General features: G+C 44.9%; 15 protein-coding genes. 3 read left to right on the top strand and 12 right to left on the bottom strand.

Annotated elements, in window-relative coordinates; all coding sequences use genetic code 11:
* Positions 1-32: 32 nt before the first annotated feature.
* Together AC3WS5_RS12055 and tgt are read right to left on the bottom strand one after the other, a co-directional pair.
* Positions 33-1,130 (bottom strand): LptF/LptG family permease, encoded by a 1,098-nt coding sequence (locus AC3WS5_RS12055; protein ID WP_492467632.1) that lies wholly within the window; start codon positions 1,128-1,130, stop codon positions 33-35.
* 89 nt (positions 1,131-1,219) lie between these two features.
* Positions 1,220-2,359 (bottom strand): tRNA guanosine(34) transglycosylase Tgt, encoded by a 1,140-nt coding sequence (gene tgt, locus AC3WS5_RS12060; protein ID WP_492467633.1) that lies wholly within the window; start codon positions 2,357-2,359, stop codon positions 1,220-1,222.
* Between the two features lie 176 nt (positions 2,360-2,535).
* Between tgt and AC3WS5_RS12065 the strand changes: the two genes are divergently transcribed.
* Positions 2,536-3,654, top strand: coding sequence for a glycosyltransferase (locus tag AC3WS5_RS12065; RefSeq protein WP_492467634.1), 1,119 nt, complete (start codon positions 2,536-2,538; stop codon positions 3,652-3,654).
* 98 nt (positions 3,655-3,752) lie between these two features.
* On the opposite strand, the gene AC3WS5_RS12070 is transcribed toward AC3WS5_RS12065, so the two are convergent.
* From AC3WS5_RS12070 to AC3WS5_RS12100, 7 genes are all read right to left on the bottom strand, one after another.
* A complete protein-coding gene (locus AC3WS5_RS12070) occupies positions 3,753-4,064 on the bottom strand; it encodes a DUF3467 domain-containing protein (RefSeq protein WP_492467635.1) in 312 nt (103 codons plus the stop codon).
* Between the two features lie 227 nt (positions 4,065-4,291).
* Positions 4,292-4,939: a hypothetical protein gene (locus AC3WS5_RS12075; protein WP_492467636.1), complete on the bottom strand. Its 648-nt coding sequence runs from the start codon at positions 4,937-4,939 to the stop codon at positions 4,292-4,294.
* A gap of 113 nt (positions 4,940-5,052) precedes the next feature.
* Positions 5,053-6,048 (bottom strand): DUF1735 domain-containing protein, encoded by a 996-nt coding sequence (locus tag AC3WS5_RS12080; RefSeq protein ID WP_492467637.1) that lies wholly within the window; start codon positions 6,046-6,048, stop codon positions 5,053-5,055.
* 21 nt (positions 6,049-6,069) lie between these two features.
* The gene (locus AC3WS5_RS12085; protein ID WP_492467638.1) at positions 6,070-7,647 is read right to left on the bottom strand and encodes a SusD/RagB family nutrient-binding outer membrane lipoprotein; all 1,578 of its coding nucleotides are present in this window, start codon (positions 7,645-7,647) and stop codon (positions 6,070-6,072) included.
* Positions 7,648-7,705: 58 nt separating this feature from the next.
* Positions 7,706-10,846: a SusC/RagA family TonB-linked outer membrane protein gene (locus tag AC3WS5_RS12090; RefSeq protein WP_492467639.1), complete on the bottom strand. Its 3,141-nt coding sequence runs from the start codon at positions 10,844-10,846 to the stop codon at positions 7,706-7,708.
* A 391-nt stretch (positions 10,847-11,237) separates the two neighbouring features.
* On the bottom strand, positions 11,238-12,665 hold the full coding sequence (locus AC3WS5_RS12095) for a SusD/RagB family nutrient-binding outer membrane lipoprotein (RefSeq protein ID WP_492467640.1): 1,428 nt from the start codon (positions 12,663-12,665) through the stop codon (positions 11,238-11,240).
* Positions 12,666-12,687: 22 nt separating this feature from the next.
* Complete coding sequence (locus tag AC3WS5_RS12100; protein WP_492467641.1) at positions 12,688-15,924, bottom strand: SusC/RagA family TonB-linked outer membrane protein; 3,237 nt, start codon at positions 15,922-15,924, stop codon at positions 12,688-12,690.
* 373 nt (positions 15,925-16,297) lie between these two features.
* On the opposite strand from AC3WS5_RS12100, the gene AC3WS5_RS12105 reads away from it, so the two are divergent.
* Both AC3WS5_RS12105 and AC3WS5_RS12110 read left to right on the top strand, forming a co-directional pair.
* Positions 16,298-17,176 carry a bifunctional 5,10-methylenetetrahydrofolate dehydrogenase/5,10-methenyltetrahydrofolate cyclohydrolase gene (locus AC3WS5_RS12105; RefSeq protein WP_492467642.1) on the top strand — a complete coding sequence of 293 codons (879 nt, stop codon included), beginning with the start codon at positions 16,298-16,300 and terminating at the stop codon, positions 17,174-17,176.
* Between the two features lie 67 nt (positions 17,177-17,243).
* Positions 17,244-17,867: a 7-carboxy-7-deazaguanine synthase QueE gene (locus AC3WS5_RS12110; RefSeq protein WP_492467643.1), complete on the top strand. Its 624-nt coding sequence runs from the start codon at positions 17,244-17,246 to the stop codon at positions 17,865-17,867.
* A gap of 123 nt (positions 17,868-17,990) precedes the next feature.
* Here the strand turns inward: AC3WS5_RS12110 and AC3WS5_RS12115 are convergent, their stop codons facing one another.
* The 3 genes from AC3WS5_RS12115 to AC3WS5_RS12125 form a co-directional block, all read right to left on the bottom strand.
* A complete protein-coding gene (locus AC3WS5_RS12115; protein WP_492467644.1) occupies positions 17,991-18,524 on the bottom strand; it encodes a hypothetical protein in 534 nt (177 codons plus the stop codon).
* Between the two features lie 312 nt (positions 18,525-18,836).
* Positions 18,837-19,451 carry a hypothetical protein gene (locus tag AC3WS5_RS12120; RefSeq protein WP_492467645.1) on the bottom strand — a complete coding sequence of 205 codons (615 nt, stop codon included), beginning with the start codon at positions 19,449-19,451 and terminating at the stop codon, positions 18,837-18,839.
* A 78-nt stretch (positions 19,452-19,529) separates the two neighbouring features.
* A complete protein-coding gene (locus tag AC3WS5_RS12125; RefSeq protein WP_492467646.1) occupies positions 19,530-20,705 on the bottom strand; it encodes a thiolase family protein in 1,176 nt (391 codons plus the stop codon).
* Between the last annotated feature and the right edge of the window lie 278 nt (positions 20,706-20,983).

Genomic DNA, 20,983 nt, shown 5'->3' on the forward strand with positions numbered 1-20,983 from the left:
GGTAATTTTAAAGTTTGATATTAAGAACTCTTCTACTTGGGAGCCAGGGCATAAAGCCGCCACGCTACCAATGAGAAAAGCATATTTGGCATCCACGCGGCCAGTGCCGGCGGGAAATTTCCCTTCACAGAGAAGACCGTGGAAAACTGATCGGCAATAATAAAAATGGCCGCAATAATAATTCCGAGCGCCAAATGCATTCCGCTTCCCCCACGCGATTTCCGGCTGGCGATAACGGCTCCGATGAAAGTCAGAAGCAACACGGTAAAGGGCGTTGCAGATCGTTTGTAACGTTCAACTTTTAGCGCATTTAATCCCTCTGTACCGCGGAGTTCTTCCTTTTCAATGAAACGGACCAGTTGGGGTGTGGTGAGTTTATCTTTCAGATACTCGTCTTTAACGAGTTCATCAGGCACAATATTCAGTCGGACTGTTTTTTCATGCGTCCTCACCACGCGTTCACCGAGACTGTCAACAAATCGTTCCACTACATTCTGGGCTTTCCACTGCCTTGCAGCCGTATCCCATCGAATCGATTCCGCACGTAAATTGTAGACAACACCTCCATTTTTTACCCGGTCCAAAAAGAAAGAACCGCTGGTTTTTGTATCCGGATTATAATTTTTTACACCCATATAAGTGGCGCTATCAATCCTTTTGTAAAAACAATTATAACAGGAGGTCTCTTGGCGATTTTTCAACGGATCATTTTTGTCGATATATGTTTTCTTAAACTTAGCCTGAATTTCATTAGCAAGGGGGATGAAATTCCGCTTACCCACAAACAATATCAAGGCAAGAAATGCCCCCCCAATCATGTAAGGTCTTAAAAACCGGTTATAAGTAGTGCCACTGGCCAAAATGGCTATAATCTCCGACCGAACAGCCATCTTACTGGTAAAGAAAATTACGGCAATGAACACAAAAAGCGGGAAAAGGAGACTCCATATAAAAGGTATAAAGCCCGTATAATACTGTCTGAAAATCTCCCAGGTACTCAGCCCCGTTTTTACAAAATCATCGGTCTTTTCACTGCTGTCAACAGCCACCGCAATGACGGTAAACAGTAACATACAGAAAAAAAAGGTAACAAGCAGCTTTTTTAATATGTACCAGTCTAATATCTTCATTTAAAGGGTCAAAAATAGATGAAATAGAGGAATTGGTGAAAGGTGGAATCCCCAAGTTTAACATTATCTGGTATTAATTCACGCATGTGTTAAAGTCTGGTTTTTAATTGTTCAGTCATTCTGATTTTCCATTCACTGAAATCATTCCGGACAATATGTTCCCGGGCTTCTTTAACCAGCCAAAGGTAAAAGGACAAATTATGGAGGCTGGCGATGGTTAGCGCAGAAATCTCTCGACTTTTGAACAAGTGACGCAGGTAAGATTTTGAATAATAGTCACTAATGCCGTTAGTCAGGTCTTCGTCAATTGGCGAAAAGTCGAATTCCCACTTCTTATTATCAATGTTAATAACACCGCGGGAGGTAAATAGCATAGCATTCCTTCCGTTCCTGGTCGGCATCACGCAGTCAAACATATCCACCCCCATTCCGATACACTCCAGGATATTCCAGGGCGTGCCCACGCCCATCAGGTACCTCGGTTTCTCTGCGGGCAAGTGATCACAACACCAACCGCAAATTTCATACATGACGTCTTCAGGTTCACCCACACTTAATCCGCCAATAGCGTATCCCGGTGCATCTTTTGATGTTACAAACTCGCAGGATTCCTTACGCAGGTCTTTGTAAACGCCTCCCTGAACAATAGGAAACAAATTTTGTGTATAATCGTATTTGCTTTGAGTCTGATTAAACTGTTGCAGGCAGCGATCCAGCCAGCGGTTAGTCAGAGCCAGGCTCTTCTTAGCATAACTGTGTAAGCTACCTCCCGGCGGACATTCATCAAAAGCCATCACAATATCTCCACCAATGCTACGCTGAATATCCATGACTTTTTCCGGTGTAAACAAGTGGCGGCTTCCATCTATATGCGACTGGAAAGTCACTCCTTCTTCCTTAATTTTTCGGGTACCGGCTAAGGAAAAGACCTGGAAACCGCCGCTGTCCGTCAAAATGGGCCGGTTCCACCCCATGAACCGATGCAGCCCTCCCGCCCTTTCCAACACTTCAGTGCCCGGCCGCAGATAGAGATGATAAGTGTTCCCGAGGATTATCCTGGCATCTATGGTATCTGCCAACTGTTGTTGCAACACCGCCTTCACAGAACCAACTGTACCCACGGGCATGAAGATAGGCGTTTCAATAGTCCCATGATCCGTTTGAATGAAACCCGCCCTTCCTGCCGACCCCGTGTCCTCGTGTTGAACTTCAAATGAAAGTCTAGCCATGGTTTTTGATTGCGACAAATGTAGTCAGTATCCGGATAACCACATAAGAAATAAGGCCGGATTCCCAAAAACGATGATCAGACCCATGACTGCAGGCCTCTGCCGTTGGAAACCTCTTATCATAACGCTCAACAAACCGGCAGGCGGATAATCGATAAGCGTGTATCTTTGCTGCCATGCCAATTCTGACACCACCATATATTATTTTTTACTTTTTTGTTTTCTTAAACCTCATCCTGGTTTTCTACTATCTTTATTTTTTCCGCCGGCTGGCCATCTTCAAGCCGGGACCAAAGAAAGAAAGCCTTCAACACCCTGTATCCATTATTGTATGTGGCAGAAATGAAGATGAAAACTTTGCCCGCAATATACCGGGTCTTGTTTTTCAGCAGTACCACAGCACCCGTCAGGTCGTCGTAGTTAATGATAATTCCACAGATGATACCAAGTACATCCTGCAGGAACTTAATCAAGCCTTTAAGTCTCTTAAAATTGTAGAGCTCACGCAGGAACCGAAAATGATTGCCGGAAAGAAATTTCCACTGTCTGTGGGCATACGCGAAGCTGATTACGAAATTCTGTTATTAACCGATGCCGATTGTGTGCCGGCGACTGAACATTGGTTGCAAAAAATGCAGGATGGCTATGATGAGGGTATCGAAATTGTTTTGGGTTACGGGCCGTACAGAAAGAAGCGGGGCTTTTTGAATAAGGTGATTCGCTTTGAGACTTTTCACTCGGCACTTCAATACCTAAGCTATGCTTTAGCGGGCCAGCCCTATATGGGTGTAGGTCGTAACCTGAGTTATAAAAAAGGATTATTCCTGAAGCACAAGGGGTTCGCCCCCATCAATCATTTGCCAGGGGGGGATGATGATCTCTTTATTAGTAAAGCCGCCACTAAGAAAAACACCGCCATCGTCATTGATCCGGATGCGCACACGCTGAGCGAACCCAAAAAAACCTGGAAAGAGTGGAAGCATCAAAAGACGCGTCATTTCAGCACGGCAAAATATTACAAACCCAGGCACAAGTTTCTGCTGGGATTGTACAGCCTTAGCCATTTCCTTTACTACTTCGTTGCACTTGCTTCATTTTTGGTGTTCGACTGGAGATGGGTGCTAGGGGTTCTACTGGCGAAAACGATCATCCAGTTCATCGTGTTCGGCGGCGCCATGAAGCGGCTGAACGAACGGGACCTGCTTAAATGGCTGCCACTTATGGAACTTTGGAACATCTGGTATTATTTCATGTTTGCTCCTTATTTGTGGAAAAAAGAGCGGCAAACCTGGTGAGCATGTTTTCATTCCCTCCCGATGACTGCCACACGCACGTTAACCGGCATAACCCCGACCTGGTGAGCATGATTTCATTCCCCCGATGAAGGCGTTGTCTACGCCTGTGCCGTGGGACCCCCGAAATTGATTGGAAACTGAATTTCATCCAGATCTTTGATCTGACCCTGAGCCGATTCAAATTTCTCGATATTTTCCACCAGGGCCTTCATAAATCTTTTCGCGTGCTGGGGTGTGAGGATTATACGGGATTTCACCTTACTTTTTGGGGTTCCGGGCATCACGTTCACAAAATCAATGACAAACTCCGCGTGAGAGTGTGTAATGATAGCAAGATTAGCATAATTTCCTTCTGCTATTTCTTCAGAAATTTCAATATTCAATTGGTTGGGTAACGGCTGATTGTCCATATTATATATTTGAAACGAAGTTAAAGAAAAAAGGCAGCGCGACTTGGAAATCCCGGAAATCGGACCATCAGTTCTCCCCCTGGCACCAGGTAGAATGCGCGTTTGCTGACCTGACTCGCGCGCCGTTAGGAAGTACCATTTTCCCCCATCATAATACACAACTATAAGCCCGCGGCGGTGCAGGCAGGTCAGGTACCTATCACTTGAGTGGATGGAATTGCTGAACTTCAGTTACTCTTCTCTTTCAAAATGTCGATCAGGGAGATTACATCATTTTGATCTTGCGTGTTAGTTTTATACTTGTCCATCAGTATGCGGACATGTGACTTCGACAGGCCAAACGCTCTTGCGAGCGCTGCAGGAGAATCAGCAGGATATATATTTTCACCCATCAGCAATCCGAAATTTCGAACGTACCGTATATCACTCCGGTTTTGATATGCGCGGTTAATATAGGTTGTAACTGTATTGCTCACCTCACCGGAGCTTCGTAAACCGGTTCCTGCTTTGTCTGACCCAACTTCTTTTGGTACCGTTCTGTTGCTGTAATAGATAACCAGATCCGGCCGCTCTGTTCTTTCATAAAATTTTTCCTTTATGGGGATAAAACTTGCACTTCCCAACTGTACCTCCCGGATATTTTCTAGCCCTGTTAACTCCAGATATTGCCCGTTCCCCACAAAAACCAATTGCTGGTTATTGGTGTTATAATTAAAGACGGCCTTCTCAGTCGAACCGTTTTTCATGAAAACAGTTCCGTCCAAAAAGTTCTTGAACAATAAAGGCTTCAAATTCAGATCTGCTGTGACTGGTTGAGCTGCCAGTTGCGTTGCTATACCCAAAAATATACCAAGACTTAACAAACCTTTTTTCATATAGTGTTTTTTCAATTTTGAAGTAATGGTTTCCCGAAGTTAGTTCATTACACCTAACATTAAAAAAAAGCTGTCCGTTGCGGACAGCTTTTTCTAATTTGTATTAAGATTTTCTAGCGGGAACCTGTCCTCGTAAATCTTTCGGTGAAGGTAGTACGTATGACGAACCCATCAGTCTGAGTCATATAGTATTTGACATCGAAGTACTTGACAGTTCCATCCGCATTGAACACTACATTATTTGCGAACGTCGCTTCAATCTTTCCACTTCTCTTTGATCCGCCCGACAGTTGTCCCCAGTAATTGGTTACGTCTGTCACCTTATCATTTGTGAAAATAAACACCGGACCGAAGCTCCCGTAATACGAGCCGCTTGTGCCACTCTTAATGGGATGCCCGTATGTACCCGAGTAAACTGCATCCCAAAGAGCTACCGAAGTACCGGTTTGAGTTCTCAGCTCCATGCCTTCCAGCGGATACCAGCCGGTGAGCCCAGGGTTCGTAGCGTCTACCATCGGTGCCAAAGCTGTGATTGTGTAAACCCCATCATAAATATTTCTTACAGACAGGGAGTACAGCGCTGATCCGAAATTGCCGCTAATGATATATCCGGCCGGACTAGTAGAGACAATTTTGAGCGGAATAGCATAGTTCTTACTCAAGTCAAAGTCAGGAGTCAACGTAACTTTAACTTGCTGCGTTGTAACACTTGTGCCTTTTTTAATTACCACCGATGAAGGGAAGCTAAAACTTGCTGCTGGTGGGATGATATAGTTTGAGCCGTTTTCTGTATTGTATTTTGCCAGGGCTGCTGCATCCAAAGACAGGTTCAGGGTAATATCTTCCGGCGCATTATTAACACCAGAATATCCCAGGTTAAGATTAAAATTCTTGCTCTGCGAGATTCTAAGCGCACCCAGGTCTATGTGAAACCTCGGATAGGTCGAATTCTGTGCGGAGACATTATCGCCGGTATTTTTGAACTCAATCACGTTCTGGGTATTGCCATGCCCGGTATCAATATTCCCGATCCTTTCCTTCAGGCAGGCGGTCAGTCCCAACGGAAGCAGTGCAATGAGCAGAAACTTAATATTAATTATTTTTTTCATGTTAAATTATTTTGGAATAAATTATTGCATTGCCCAAAAGATCAGAGACGAGAATGGTTCGATATTTTTAGGCATGTTCGTTGCATTAACAGCGCCTTCAATTGAGGGATAAAGAATCCTTGTTGGCAAGTGATCCGGCCGGGTGGATTTAGATTGCGTAGAGGCAAAAGTATGCACACCGTCGGCTGCCGGGCTATTATCAACTGTGGGGTAATGGGTTCTCCGGTAATCGTTCCAGGCTTCCTCAGAGTTAACCATATTCAGCGCAATATATTTCTGGGTAATGATTGCTTCCAGTTTTTGGGCGTTAGTGGCAGCCAGACTAAAATCAACCAAATAATTACCTGCATTTTGATCATTGTACCATTGAATATCACCTGGAATGTCCGCGAAATCGCCGGAATAAGTGCCATCAGGTCTCGCGTACAGATATTTAAACGATGCTTCAATGCCTTTGTTAAACAAAGCAGCTACATCACCTGTAATGATTCCGTTTAATGCCGCTTCTGCCTGCAGGAAGTAACTTTCTGCTGCCGTCAGGATCGGCATTGGCGCATCAGGACCTTTCAGCACACCCGTTGCACCGCCAGCCGTACGGCCGTTTCTTTGATCGCTTGGATACCAGAAGCTTCCTTCCGGACTGGAAGGAATATTAGTGGATTCAACACCCAGCCTGTTATGATTGGGGCTCTTGGCGTCAAATTTGTAGTACACTGCCCATCCCCGCGGATCTGTCAATTTTTTCCCGTTATAAAATCCGAAAACAAAAGTGTTGGGCATCCAGGCCTTGTTACCGGAGGAGCCGGTAGCTGACCAACCCCAGGAATTCCATTTGGGGTTTTGTTTTCCGTTAACTCTGGTATATCCCGGATTTACCGTAGCATCAGTGGTCAGGAATCCGCCGGCGAAAGTCTTCTTTGCAAAATTCACTTTCCCGTTTGATGTGACCATTAAACGAAGTTTCAGTGTATTTGCAAATTTTATCCACTGTGTCATATTGCCCTTAAACATCGGATCGGTTGCGGAGTTGAGACTAATGGTCTTTTGGGGATCGTCAGCCAGGGCCTGATTGATCGTATCAATGGCCTTATCGAGCTGCGTACCAAGATCCTGATAAATAGCAACCGGATCATCATATTTTGGGGTCAGGCTTTTGAGTCCGCCCAAAGCTTCGGTGTAGGGTACCGAGTTGTACTGGTCTACCAGTTTCTGCATCCCGTGGACTTTCAAAATCCTGGCTACTGAAGCGTAGTATCTGTTGGCCGGGGTTCCTTGTGAAGCTTCTATTACCTGTTGAATATCTTCCAAAACATCATACATATCCCACCTTGCCTGAAAATCGCTCGATGTAAAGGAATAAGTCACTGAAGAACCGAAGCCGCCATAACCGCCGGCATTGGCCATATATCCCACCAATTGCGCGCCCATGCTATTGTACCCGTTCAATTGTGATGCTGTTCCAACGATGGTCTGGGGCAACATAACCTTCGGTGTTGCACTGGTGGCTTCATTCGGATTTTTATTTATATCCAGAAATTTTTTACAGGAAGTAACCGATAGCGTCACTGCCAGTAAAAAAAGAAGATTGATTTTTTTCATGTCGTAAAATTTATAACTATTATGCTTCTCAGCAAAACTGTTCTACAAGTATTGACGGTTAAAATTTAAGGGTTAAAGTTGCACCATAAAATCTGGAGGGAGGAGTTTGTCCAATACCTGTAAGACCGATACCATTTGTATCGTTTCCACCGTCACTAAATTCAGGATCAGTATAATAATTATCCTTAGCCATCCACATCAACAGGTTTCTGCCCTGTACGCTGACTCTGATTCCTTTGAGATACTTTTTATCACCCAGGTAACGATCGGGAACATCATAAGAGATTGCCGCCTCTCTGAGTTTCCAGAAATCGCCCGAAGTAACATAGTTTGAAGTGACATCTCTGTTCACACCATCGGTCCAGTATCCGGCATTTCCGTTGCCGTCTTTAACGGTGATATTCGTATTCTTTTCATATACGGGATTAGCCGCTGTGCCGGTATTGATCACTGAATTGGGGAATACAAAGCGTTCGCGATTGTAAACACCAGTTCTGTAACCTGTACCGGACCAATCCAGTTCACCACCCATATTATTGTAGATCTGCGCGCCTCCTCTGTATTCAAACAAAATAGAGAAAGTCAGGTTTTTATACCTCAGTCCTCCGTCGAGGCTCAGCCTATTTGGATACTGTGCTACACCCAGAATGGAGATCGTATCAGATTTAGAAGGCAGACCTGTAATCTTATTGACGATTACTCTACCCTGGGGGTCACGTTTATAATCGAATCCCATGATCACCGGGAAGGCCTGTCCGGCTACTGCATATGAACCGGCACCGTTACCATAGGTTGCCAGGGGCACCCTCGGAATATCGGCGGTAATTTCTTCTACGCGGTTGTTCAGATGAGTATAGTTTCCGCCAATCGTCACTTCCAGATCATCGGTTCTGATTGGCGTTCCGTGTACGGTTATTTCCCATCCCTTGCTGGATGTTTTGCCCACATTGGTTCTGTAATTATAAAAACCTGATGCGGGAGAAATTCTGGTTGAAACCGTTTGATCGGACGTCGTTGTACTGTAGAAGGTCACGGATGAGGTAAAGCGGTCTCTGAACAGGTTCAGATCTAAACCGGCTTCATACCCTTTCGTGATTTCTGGTTTGAGGCTTGGGGAAACAAGTGTATTACCCGCAGTAAATCCTGGATTTGAGCCATAAGGATAACCATATGCCTGTCCGTAAGTAGGTAACAATTGGTAAGCACCGTAGTTACCTGGCAGATTCACCTGGCCTACTTTTGACCAACCCGCTCTGATTTTCAACAGGCTGATCTGGTCGATATTGTTGAGAGCCTTGATTGCCTGATTCAGGACCACAGCAGCATCGACAGAGGGGTAAAAGAACGTATTATTTGCCGGATCAAGCACGGAAACTTTATCCTGCCTGCCTGTACCGTGAAGGTAGAGGAAGTTTTTATAACTCAGTCTGACATCTCCGTAAATTCCCACTTGGCGGGCCTTTGCATTACTTTCCCCGCCAGCAAGTTCACCTACACGCACCCCCACATTGAACACATCCGGAATTACCAGACCAGAACCAGCCACATTAATTGATTTGGTTTCATCCTGGCGCATTTGTACACCGGCGATAGCCGTGAGGTTGAAATCATTATTCAGAAACTTCTTATTGTAATTTACAAATCCGTCCGTAATCAACTCTGTTGTATATCCGCTTCCATCAGCCACTGTACCTGGTATATCGGTTTTTGAACTCGCATCTGTATGTTTGGAGTATTCAGTATACAAAAATTCAGCCTGTGTGTATTTCCAGGAGTAATTGCGTGATGCAATACCCTGCCGTGCAACAAAATCCAGACCCTGGATAGGTGTAAATTTCAGTTCGATATTTCCGGTTAAATAATCGTTTCGCGTCTTATTACGATAATTGTCTGCACTGAAATAGGGGTTCTCATACCATGGATTGTAATAACCAATAGGATTCGCAAACGGATCAGTTCTCCAGTTTTTATATTTGGTGATATCCACGTTTGACGGCATGTTGAGCATATTCCCGTACATTGAGCCTGTTTGCGTAGTGATATCATATCGGTTTTGCACATATCCTGTGGCATAGGTCACCATTATAGATTTTCCAATCTTACGAGTACCGTTGATCCGCATTGAGGTACGGTTATATTTATCTCCGGGCGTGGTTCCGGTGACTCCTGCATATTGACCAGCCAGGTAGAAGGTTGACTTTTCATCTCCTGTAGTAAGTGAAACATCTTCCTGGTTAGTAATGCCTTTTTGCCAGAATCCGTAGTGACCGTTATTGTAGGCATAGTATGCAGAGTCCTGGCGGCCATCCTGGAGTGGAGCCCCAAGTTCGCGTTTACTGCCATCAAAAGGCGGACCATAGGATTGATTTTCGATGTATGACCAGGTTGGAAGTCCAAATTCATCATATCCGTAAGACGAACCACCGGCACCGAAATTTTTCTGAATCTTTGGATAAAAGCCTACGCTTTCAATCGTTGTAGTATGAGAAAGCACAACAGAGGATTGTCCGGCACGTCCCTTCTTCGTGGTAACGATAATAGCGCCATTTGAAGCCTGTGAACCATAAAGCGCTGCTGCGCCTGAACCATTCAGCACTGTAACTTCTTCTACGTCGTTCGGATTCAGGTTTCCTAACACGTCGTTAGGAACGATCACGTTATCAAGTACGATCAGCGCCTGGTTATTACCAGTCAATGAACGCTGACCACGAAGGATCATCCTGAAGTTCGGATTAACCCCACCGTTCGTTCCGTTGATCATCATACCTGCAACCTTTCCCTGCAGGCCGCTGGCCACGTTTGTAGCTTTACCGGAAACCAGATTATCGGCCTTTATAACCGTACTGGCTGTACCGAGACCTCTTCGGAGTGTTTTAGTACCACCGGCTGTAACTACGACTTCTTCGATAGTGGTACCTGTAGCGATCAATGTTACTAAGACGTTGGCGCCAGTGGGAGTAACTTCTTTTGATTCATACCCCGTAGCTGTTACAACGAAGGTCTCTGAACCCCTCATTGAAATTTTAAAGTCGCCATTTGCATCTGCAGACACACCGTAATTCGTCCCTTTAATATTGATAGAGGCAAAAGGGACCGGATTACCGGTTGCATCCACTACTTTCCCGGTGATTATCCCAGTCTGAGCGAAAAGGACTACCGACAGAGCCAATAATAGCGATAAGAAACCTACCTTTCTCATGTAATAGTGTGTTATTTATGTGTGAGGAAATAATGATTCTTGAAAAACTAGCAAATAATTTTTCAGGAACCACTTCGCAAATTAATTATCTCTTAACAATTGTTTCATATTTTTTTAAGATTATAACCGAGCAATCGAATTAATATTTGTTTTATTCAAATCAAGACTTCCTGATTCCCAAGATGTTATATAAATTGTCACGAGTAAACCCAAAAAAACAAAAATTGATTTAAATCAAGTCACCCAAAATGTAGTTTGAAATTTACGTTGGATTCCGTTCTTCCATCAAATCGGTGGGTGTATGTGATGGCACTAGTTGCTGCTGAAAAGAAGAAGGGCCGCATCAAAATAATCTTTGATACGACCCTTTCACATATTGGCTGAACAAATTCTAAAACTTATCCCAGAACAATTTGGATTCTACTTTATCTCCTCCAAACTTAGCAGCAGCCGAAGTGTAATTATCGGGATTCAATTGCTGTTCATTTGCCGGATAACTATACCTGTTCGGGAAGCCTGATTTTGCCCCTACGGGAGGAGGCATTATTGGAAAATCAAATCTTCTGTACTCAGTCCATGCATCAAAGGGCCGGTTATACAAGGCGATCCATTTTTGGAACCCAATTTTTTGCTTCCAGGTCCCGGTAGCGGTTGCATAAGCCACTTCCGGCTGTTCCAGGTAAGCATCGGCCTCGGCAGCAGTTCCCCCCCACTCCAGAATCGATGCCTTGATAGCTTTGCTATAGTGTTCTGCGGCTGTGCCACCCACATTATAACCTCTCTCAACTGCTTCCGCCTTGAAGAATTCAGTTTCCACATAATCCAGAAAAATCAACGGTGCGGTTGCTGCAGAAACCTGCGAGCTGGGTTTTGAGACTGCTGAATAAGTATTCACTGAACCTACTGTACCTCCTATATAAATGCCGTCATTATTTTTACCAAAATACAAAGGTTTGCGGGGATCATTCAACCTAATAAGCTGATCCATCAGATCCTTTGCGGCCACATAGTCTCCCCGGCCACCTAATACGATATCGGTATATAGCGGATTGGTATTGGGGCTTGCCGCCAGATAATTAAATGCAGTGTTATCGGAAGCAGATGTGAAAGAACCCGCCACGGCTGCTTCCACGTTAGATTTGGCGGCGCCGTTATCTGAATCAGCTAATAACATGCCCATCTTCATCCGTAAAGAATTGGCAAACAGCTTCCATTTGCCGACATTTCCCTTATAAATCAAATCCTCGGAAGAGCTGAATCCTGCCTTAGATGCATCCAGTTTTCCAATATCAGCCACTAGTCTGGTCAGCAAATCGGTGTAAACTGTTTTTGCATCATCATATTTTGGAAATAGCTTGGTAGCGTCCAGTGCTTCACTATATGGAATATCTCCAAAAGTATTCACCAAAACATAGAAGGAGTAAACTTGCATAATATCAATCATTGCAAGCTGATTGGACTTCACACCAGCATCCAGCGTAGTGTTTGCGGTCACTATTTTCCCTGATTCCTTCAGATTGGCGAGAACATCCCGGTAAAGTATAGTCCACCACGTCTGAGGAATATTACGGGTTGAAAAGTCATACTGAGCTTCTTCCTGGTACACGGCCTGGGCCCAGTGTTTTACTACGAAACGCAAAGGGTCAATATTCACACTCGCTGAAGCGTACACATCTGAGAGGTTTCTAACACCGTTTGCAAATAAGGTCCCAGCAGGTACATTCGCCGCTCTTTTGGTCTCCTTATTCAAAGAGCTAAGATCTTTGCCGCACGAGAATAGGGAAACCACAGCGAGCGAAACAATTAAAATCTTTTTCATACTATTTAAATGTATCATTATATTAAAAGTTAAGTTTAACGTTGACTCCCAAAGTCCTGGTCGTGGGATAAGCACCACTCTGCATACCCTGTATATTTCCTGATGAAAGGTTTTCTTCAGGATCGGAATAAGGAAGATTTTTGTGAATGATCCAGAGATTCCTTCCGAATACAGAGACGTCAACACCTTTGATAAAGTTCGTCCTGCTTAATACTTTTTTAGGAATCGAGTAGGTCAGATTGGCTTCCCTGAGTTTTACATAACTGGCATCGTAGGAATTTGCGGCCTGAGGTTTGGCTGGTGAATTGGCATCCAGTACAATCCTTTTGGTGTTAGGTTTACCATCTGCTGTCACTCCTTCCAAAATTACACCTCCCCCTTCTTCCACGGAGTTCCGCATCGGATTACCCAGGTCGTTCAGTCCTGCAGTTTCGGGGTAAACACCGGTATAGTTCATGCCATAGAACATATCAAGAGACCAAACATTACCGCCCTGTTTGGTGTCTACCAAAAAGCCGAGAGACACGTTTTTATACTTGAACGTATTGTATATACCGCCGAACCAGTCAGGGTTCACATTACCGATTACATTATTGGTCGTAGAGCTTACCTGGTAGAAGCCATTTGATTTTACCAATTTGGGGGCCGTACCATCCCAAGGCTTTGTTTTTGTTGGATCAGCCGGATCGATCATCATCCAGGTCTTGCCCTGAATGGTTCCATAGGGCTGACCTTTGGTGGCATTGATGCTCACACCTCCCTGGAAACTACCCAAGAGAAGGTTTTTGCTATTACCGTAAAGATCAACGACCTTGTTGCGGTTCCTGGTCCAGTTCAGGTTTATATCCCATGAAAAGTCTCTGGTCTTAACCGGTGTAGCAAATATGGTTAACTCAACCCCTTTATTTTCGATCGTCCCGGAATTCACAAACATATTTGAATATCCCGTGGCAGTGGAAACGGCTACCGGCAAGATCTGGTTATATGAATTTGTCCGATAATATGTTACATCAAAGCCAAGACGGCTTTTCAAAAATGCAGCATCAAGACCAACCTCCATACTTTCTGTAAGTTCAGGTTTCAGGTTTTCATTGTTTTTCGTCGTGGGAAGGGAAAACAGAATGGTTGATCCAAACGGGTTGGGTTGACTATACACATCCCGCAGACTTCCCCAGGGTGCATCATTACCCACAGTGGCGTAGTTTACCCGGAGTTTACCGCTACTCAACCATTGCTGGTTCATCAAATGCTTGGAGAATTGCCAGCTTCCGGATACACTCCAGTATCCGTACTTGTTATTGTTTACAGGAAGTGTGGATGACTTGTCGATCCTGTAAGTTCCATCCAATGTAAGGAGGTCTTTGTATCCAATCGTTGCTCCGGCAAAATAACCATCCACCTCCCTCGGCTGATGTGATTCCACCGGATTGGCGGCTGCTCCTTTTGAATTCGCTATCGTGTATAATTGGGGTACCACCAGACCTCCCGAAGTAGCCTGATTGATCGCATCCAGTGTAGATTTGCGGATGTTAGTACCCAACAGTCCATGCAAATTAAAATTCTCTGATATCTGCTTATTGGCCGTAGCCATCAAATCGTAGTTAACCTCCTGAAACCTTCTGTCGACACGGGCATACATAGGAACACCCTGACTTCCGACTGCTATACGCTCGTCCTGAAATTCTGTATAATTATCCAAAGTGATTCTGCCTAAAATATTCAGCCAGGGCAGCACTTTATAATCCAGGGAGGCATTCCCAAAAATACGATTACGGGTGTCCATCTCATAATTCTCGTAGATTGTCCAATAGTAGTTATCCGTATAAATTGGAACTAATCCAGCAGCAGTGGAAGGATCTTTCCAGTTCCAGGTTATGTTCTGCCTGTTTCTGAAATAAGCCGCTTTCTGATCCTGTATATCAACGTTCGTTTGATACCATTGCCTGAAGTTCTGATTTACGTTCCTCCCGTTGTAACCGGTACCAAATCTTCCGCGTCCGTCTATTCTAGAAAAGCTTGTCAGGGCAGAAGCTGTTAATTTGTCGGTGATAGCATAACTTCCACCAAAGTCTATGATATTCTTTTTTACGTTACTATTTGGAAGCACCCCGTTTTCATCATTCCGGGTGTATCCTAACTTGAAATACCCCTTGTCAGTAGCTGCGTTCAGCATAATATTATTATTCGTACTGTAAGCTGTTCTGTAAAAGGTGGATGGGTCGTTTCTTGCAGCAACCCAGGGAACCGCTTTCTTATAGTTCGGCGATGAAGGGTCAAAAGCATCCCATTGAAACACCATGATTTTGGGATCGAATTTTGCGCCGAATGAAGCGTCCTCTGAAGTGGGTACTACATAGTCTTTTACTCCGTCACCGTCAACATCAAAATACAAAAACCCGTCTTTCTGATAAGGGTCTGAATAGCCGGCTCCGTAGAGCTTTTGGTAGGTTGGGAACGTTTTCCTGTCAATTTTCCCCATCATAACGCCCGTATTGACTGTTACGCCAATACCCCACTTTGCTTTCTTTGTGGTAATCATGATAACACCATTTGCAGCCCTGGATCCGTATAGCGCAGTTGCTGCGGCGCCTTTCAACACGTTGACGCTTTCAATATCGTCCGGGTTAATATCAGCTGCGGCATTACCATAATCATATCCGCCCCGGCCTGTCCTTTGATTTCCCGTATTAGTGTTTGCGTTATCGATAGGTACACCATCTACCACAAACATGGCCTGGTTGTTACCGGTCAGGGATTTCATACCACGTATGACAACGTTTGTTGAACCACCAATGCTGTTACCCTGGATAATCTGTAACCCGGATACCTTTCCCGACAGCGATGCCGCCGCGTTACCGGTCCTTGTTCTCGCTACATCATCACCGGTTACCTGTTGCGCTGCATAAGGGAGGGTGTTCTTCGCCCGTCTGATACCCAGGGCAGTCACCACAATCTCTTCCATAGCTGCAGTTGACTGGGAAAGCGTAACATTCACGGAATTCAGGCCGGTAATCGAGACTTCCTTTTCTCCCATCCCAACCGCAGAGAACAATAATATGTTCCTGGCAGCCGGCACTTTAAGTGAGAATGTCCCATCCGTACCTGTTGTCGTTCCGGAAAATGTCCCTTTTACCAGAACCGATGCATTGACAATCGGCGCGCCAGCTTCATCAGTAACCTTACCCGTTACTGTTCTGGTCTGAGCAAAAGCCAAAATTGAGAAAACTGTCAAAAGTGACAGCAGTAGCATTCTTCTCATGTACATATGTCTATTTTGTTTAGTTGATTAATAAAAACCTCCTGCAAAAACAGAGGATTCTCAGCAAGAGTAATATGAAAATTAAAACAATTTTAACAACAGTTTCATATTTTTTTAATATTTGTAAAACATAATTAAGTTCGATTTTTGGCTTTTTTTTAGTACATATTCTTGATTATCATACTAATATTAGCTAAAACAATCAGACATCAACGGTAAAAAAAATTGATTCAAATCAATTTATTAACCTAAAAAATTGCTTAATGACCCGCGCCGGGCATATTCCTGCCACTAGTTCCGGCTCCCGGTTACCCAGTGGTTGATTTTCCCGGGTGATGTTCATTTTGAACCCAAACTTTATTAGGTTTGCAGCATGCAAATACTTGACGGGAAGAAAACTGCCAAAGCTATACTAGATACGCTGGAAATAGACGTGGCCCAAAGAGCCGCCACCGGTAAAAAAGTCCCCCACCTTGCTGCTATACTGGTGGGAGAAGATGGCGCCAGCCAGACCTATGTAGCTTCCAAAGTCAAAACCTGTAATGAGATAGGCTTTGTCTCCACGTTAATCCATTTTGAGGAAGATGTGGCAGAGCTCAGGGTTTTGGAGAAAATTGAAGAGTTGAACGAGGATATGTCTGTAGACGGTATCCTAGTGCAATTACCGCTTCCGCCACATATCTCTGAGCGGAAAATTATTGAAGCTATCTCGCCACTGAAGGACGTTGACGGATTTCATCCTGAAAATATAGGGAGAATGATTTTGGGCGAAGAAGATGGGTTCCTACCGGCGACGCCCTATGGAATCATGTTATTGTTGGAACACAACAAGGTCCCAACAAACGGAAAACACGCTGTGATTTTGGGCAGAAGCAATATTGTTGGACGGCCCCTGAGTATTTTATTAAGCGCCAATAGCAATCCGGGTAACTGTACGGTTACACTCTGTCATTCCAAAACCAGGGACCTGGCGGAAATATGCCGTCAGGGAGACATCATTGTGGCTGCCCTGGGTGTTCCAAAATTTCTAAAAGCAGAAATGGTCAAGGAAGGCGCCGTGGTTATAGACGTAGGTATTACGCGAGTACCCTCCAAATCCAGGAAATCAGGTTACGCAATCGTTGGTGATGTGGACTTCAAAGAAGTTGCACCCAAAAGTTCCTTTATTACACCAGTTCCGGGAGGGGTAGGCCCAATGACCATCGCGGCACTGATGAAGAATACTTATAAATCCTGTATTTCCAGGAACTAAAGGTCGACACAGCGCCAACCGATAATAAATTACAAAACGTCTTGAAAAATGACTGTGTAGTTAAAATATGCCAGAGACAGATATTCAGACATCAGTAGTTTACCCCGTCATGGAACACTTTTATACCCTTCAGGGTGAAGGGTTCCACCAGGGGAAAGCCGCCTATTTCATACGACTGGGCGGATGCGATGTGGGTTGCACCTGGTGTGACGTGAAGGAAAGCTGGGCATTCTCCGGCCATCCTCAAATGAGCGTTGCCAGCCTGGTCAGCGCGATCCGGGCGACGCCCGCGACCATAGCAGTTATTACCGGAGGCGAGCCACTGCTTCATAACCTGGACAGCCTGACCTCGGCGATCAGGGAAGCGGGAATTTCCACACACATCGAGACTTCCGGATCTTCGCCACTCAGTGGAAACTGGGATTGGGTCTGCCTTTCACCCAAAAAATTCAAGCCACCGATGGAAGACTCACTGCGCGCCGCAGATGAATTGAAAGTAATTGTATATAACCAAAGCGATTTCAAATGGGCTGAAGACTACGCGTCCCGCGTTTCGGGGACCTGCAAATTATATTTGCAACCCGAATGGAGCAGGTTTGAAAAGATGATCCCCTCGATTGTCAGCTACATTCGTGAAAATCCAAAATGGGAACTAAGCCTGCAAATCCATAAATATATTAATATACCCTGACCCCCCTCTTCTGGCGAACACATCTTCGTACAAAAAACGATTGCGTGATCAACAGGCTGCGCGATCTTAACTTTGTGAGGCCAATCTTTTATCGGAACAAATTTGATAATTGTTGGAAATAGCCTATCTCCTTCTCCTGTCACTGTTATCACTCCTGTTACCGCCGCTATTGCCCGGGGAAGAATAGCCACGACTCGGTGGCGCCTGACTTACCCTTGGCGAAGAATAACTCCTTGCCGGCGGGCTATAAGATCTCGATGGGGCACGGCCGCTTTGACCGCGGGAATCATAATTACTTCTCTCTCTCACAGATGGACGTGCATTCAGCCTGCCGGTATTTGGATTCCGGTAATTAAATTCTCCCCTTAGCCGGTCACCTTCATAGTTCCTGTATCGGTCTGGATAACTCCGGCGGTCATATCGGTGACTATAATTCCTGTAATTATAATTACGGTTGCGATAATAATAGCGGGGGTAGTAATTATTTCCGTAATACCCGTACCCATAGTAACCAGGATAATAATAATAACCAGGGTAATAATAGCCGTAGTCATCTTGCGGATAATAGCTTGGATTACAAGACGCCAGTGTCACCAGCACCAAAGCAAGTCCGCCTGTAACTGCCAATCCGAACCGATTAAACAAACCTTTTTTCATTTTCTACACGGATTTAAATCACTTCCAAGGTACGAAGAATTTCTTACTTCTTAAAGTACGAGATTGAATTTATCAAAACTTTAAACAATCTTATCGTTCAGAATCCGCCGCTCTCCAATGAAGATTTTTTTATTAACTGCTCTGAAACCAGTGTGTGATAGGTACACGATTTGCGTGAAAATCAGTCTTTACGAGGCTTCTTCAAATCCCCGTTAACCAATCAGCATAAAAAAGCCTGCAACGAAACTTTTCAGGTGTAAATCCACTCAATGCGTGGACCCTGAGAATTATCGATGCAGACCCATTATCAGTTTACAATCCAAACAAACTTCCTATCCTGCGGGCTGTTTCCGCATTCCTTCTTTGCTGATACCGGTCAGCCTCATAACGGTTATTGTAGAAGACACGGTTATTCCCTTGATAATACCTGTCGTTTGAATAGGCTTTTTTCTGTTGCCCCGGGGCAAATTGTCTTGCAGATTTATATCCGTAGATTTTTTTTGCCTGCCCGGGTGGCAATTGCTGGTTATAAACCCTGTAGGGCTGCCTGCTTCCACGGTAACCGTAGTCCCGACTGGGATAGCCAAGTATCTCATTGCTCAAAATATTGCCCAGGCTGTTATATCCATAGTTTCGGCCATAATAACCGTAGTCGCGATTCCGATATCCGTAATCTCTATTGTCATAACCGTAATCACGGTTCCGGTACACTCGTCTGTATTCTCCCTGATCGTCATCATCATCATCTTCGTCTTCGTCACCATGACCCCTGTACCTTCCATAACCTCTGTTATATCCCTCATCGTCGTCCCGGTCATGACCTTTCATTTTGCCATAACCCCAGCCGCGGCCTCGTCCCTGCGCATGCAGGTCGGTTAAACCAAAAAAGGCGATGAGCATTGCCAGCATGATAATTTTTGATTTCATATTTTCAAGTTTAGAAATGATTAATGTAGTTCTCAACTCTAAGACTATGCCAATGAAAAATTGGTTTGTTAATAAAAACTAAAATCTTTCAAAGACACCTGCAATACCCTGTCCGCCGCCTACGCAGGCGGTAACCATCCCGAATGTTTTATTAAGCCGTTTCAAATCATTGAGCAACTGAACCGACAGCTTCGTCCCGGTGCAACCAAGTGGATGCCCCAGTGCGATCGCTCCGCCATTGATATTTACAATCTCCGGATTCAGCTTCGCCTCTCTGATCACAGCCAGTGTTTGAGCAGCAAAAGCCTCGTTCAACTCTATCAGATCAATCTCGTTCAGTACCATGTCGGCCTGTTTCAAAGCTTTAGGAATTGCCTTCACCGGACCCATTCCCATAATCCGCGGATGTACTCCGGTGGACGCACAGGCGACCAGCCTGCCAACGGGTTCAATGTCAAGATCCTTAACCATCCTGTCGCTCATAACAATGACGAAGGCTGCACCATCGCTCATCTGCGATGAATTGCCGGCGGTGACCGTGCCATTAGCTGCGAAGACAGGTTTGAGTCTGGCCAGCGCCTCCAGTGAAGTATCCGTTCTGGGCCCTTCATCCGTGTCAACAATGAACTTGCGGCTCTGTCTTTTCCCCCGATCATCCAGATACACCTCTTCTACCTCAATGGGTAATATTCCTGATGTAAAATAACCCTTCTGAATGGCGTTCACAGCCTTCTGATGAGATAAAAGGCTATATGCATCCTGGTCTTCGCGGCTCACACCGAACTCCTTCGCAACTTCTTCCGCGGTCAATCCCATGTTAATATAATAATCCGGATCATCCAGGGTCAAGGAATAGGAAGGAGAAGTTTTCCATCCTGCCGTTGGGACAAGGCTCATACTCTCCACACCGCCGGCAATAATGCAATCTGCCTGCCTCGTACGTATTTTGGCGGTAGCCATGGCAATGGTTTCAAGCCCCGAAGCACAGTAACGATTAACTGTTGCACCAGGTGTTTCAACGCCAAGAGCTCTTGCGGAGATCATCCGCCCGACCTGTAAACCCTGCTCCGCCTCAGGAACAGCATTTCCCACTAACACATCATCCACCATGCTAGGATTCAGGTCGGGCACCGATGCCATCAGTCCTTTTATCACTTCTACAGCCAGGTCGTCCGGCCTGTAAAATCTGAATCCGCCTTTACCGGCTTTACCCACCGCGGTCCGGTATCCCGCTACAATATATGCTTCCCGCATAGTATAGAATTTTAATGTTATTACAGGGTATTCATTTCGCTGACTTGAAAATTCATCCTGTTAATCTAGCTTAGAAAATAACCGGAAACCTGGTTCGCAACTAACTGGAGCGAGACAACTAACGGACTCTATCCGGTCATCTGCACCAATTATTTATATAACCCTCATGCAGTTTTTGATTCGAACCCACCAAAATCCGGAGGGCGTTAACCCAGGAAGAATCAAAAGTTCAGGCTATCCCGGTTATCAAATATAAAAAACAGCTTCAATTATTCCAA

The sequence above is a fragment of the Niabella sp. CPT15-335-S11 genome (genome assembly GCF_058792415.1).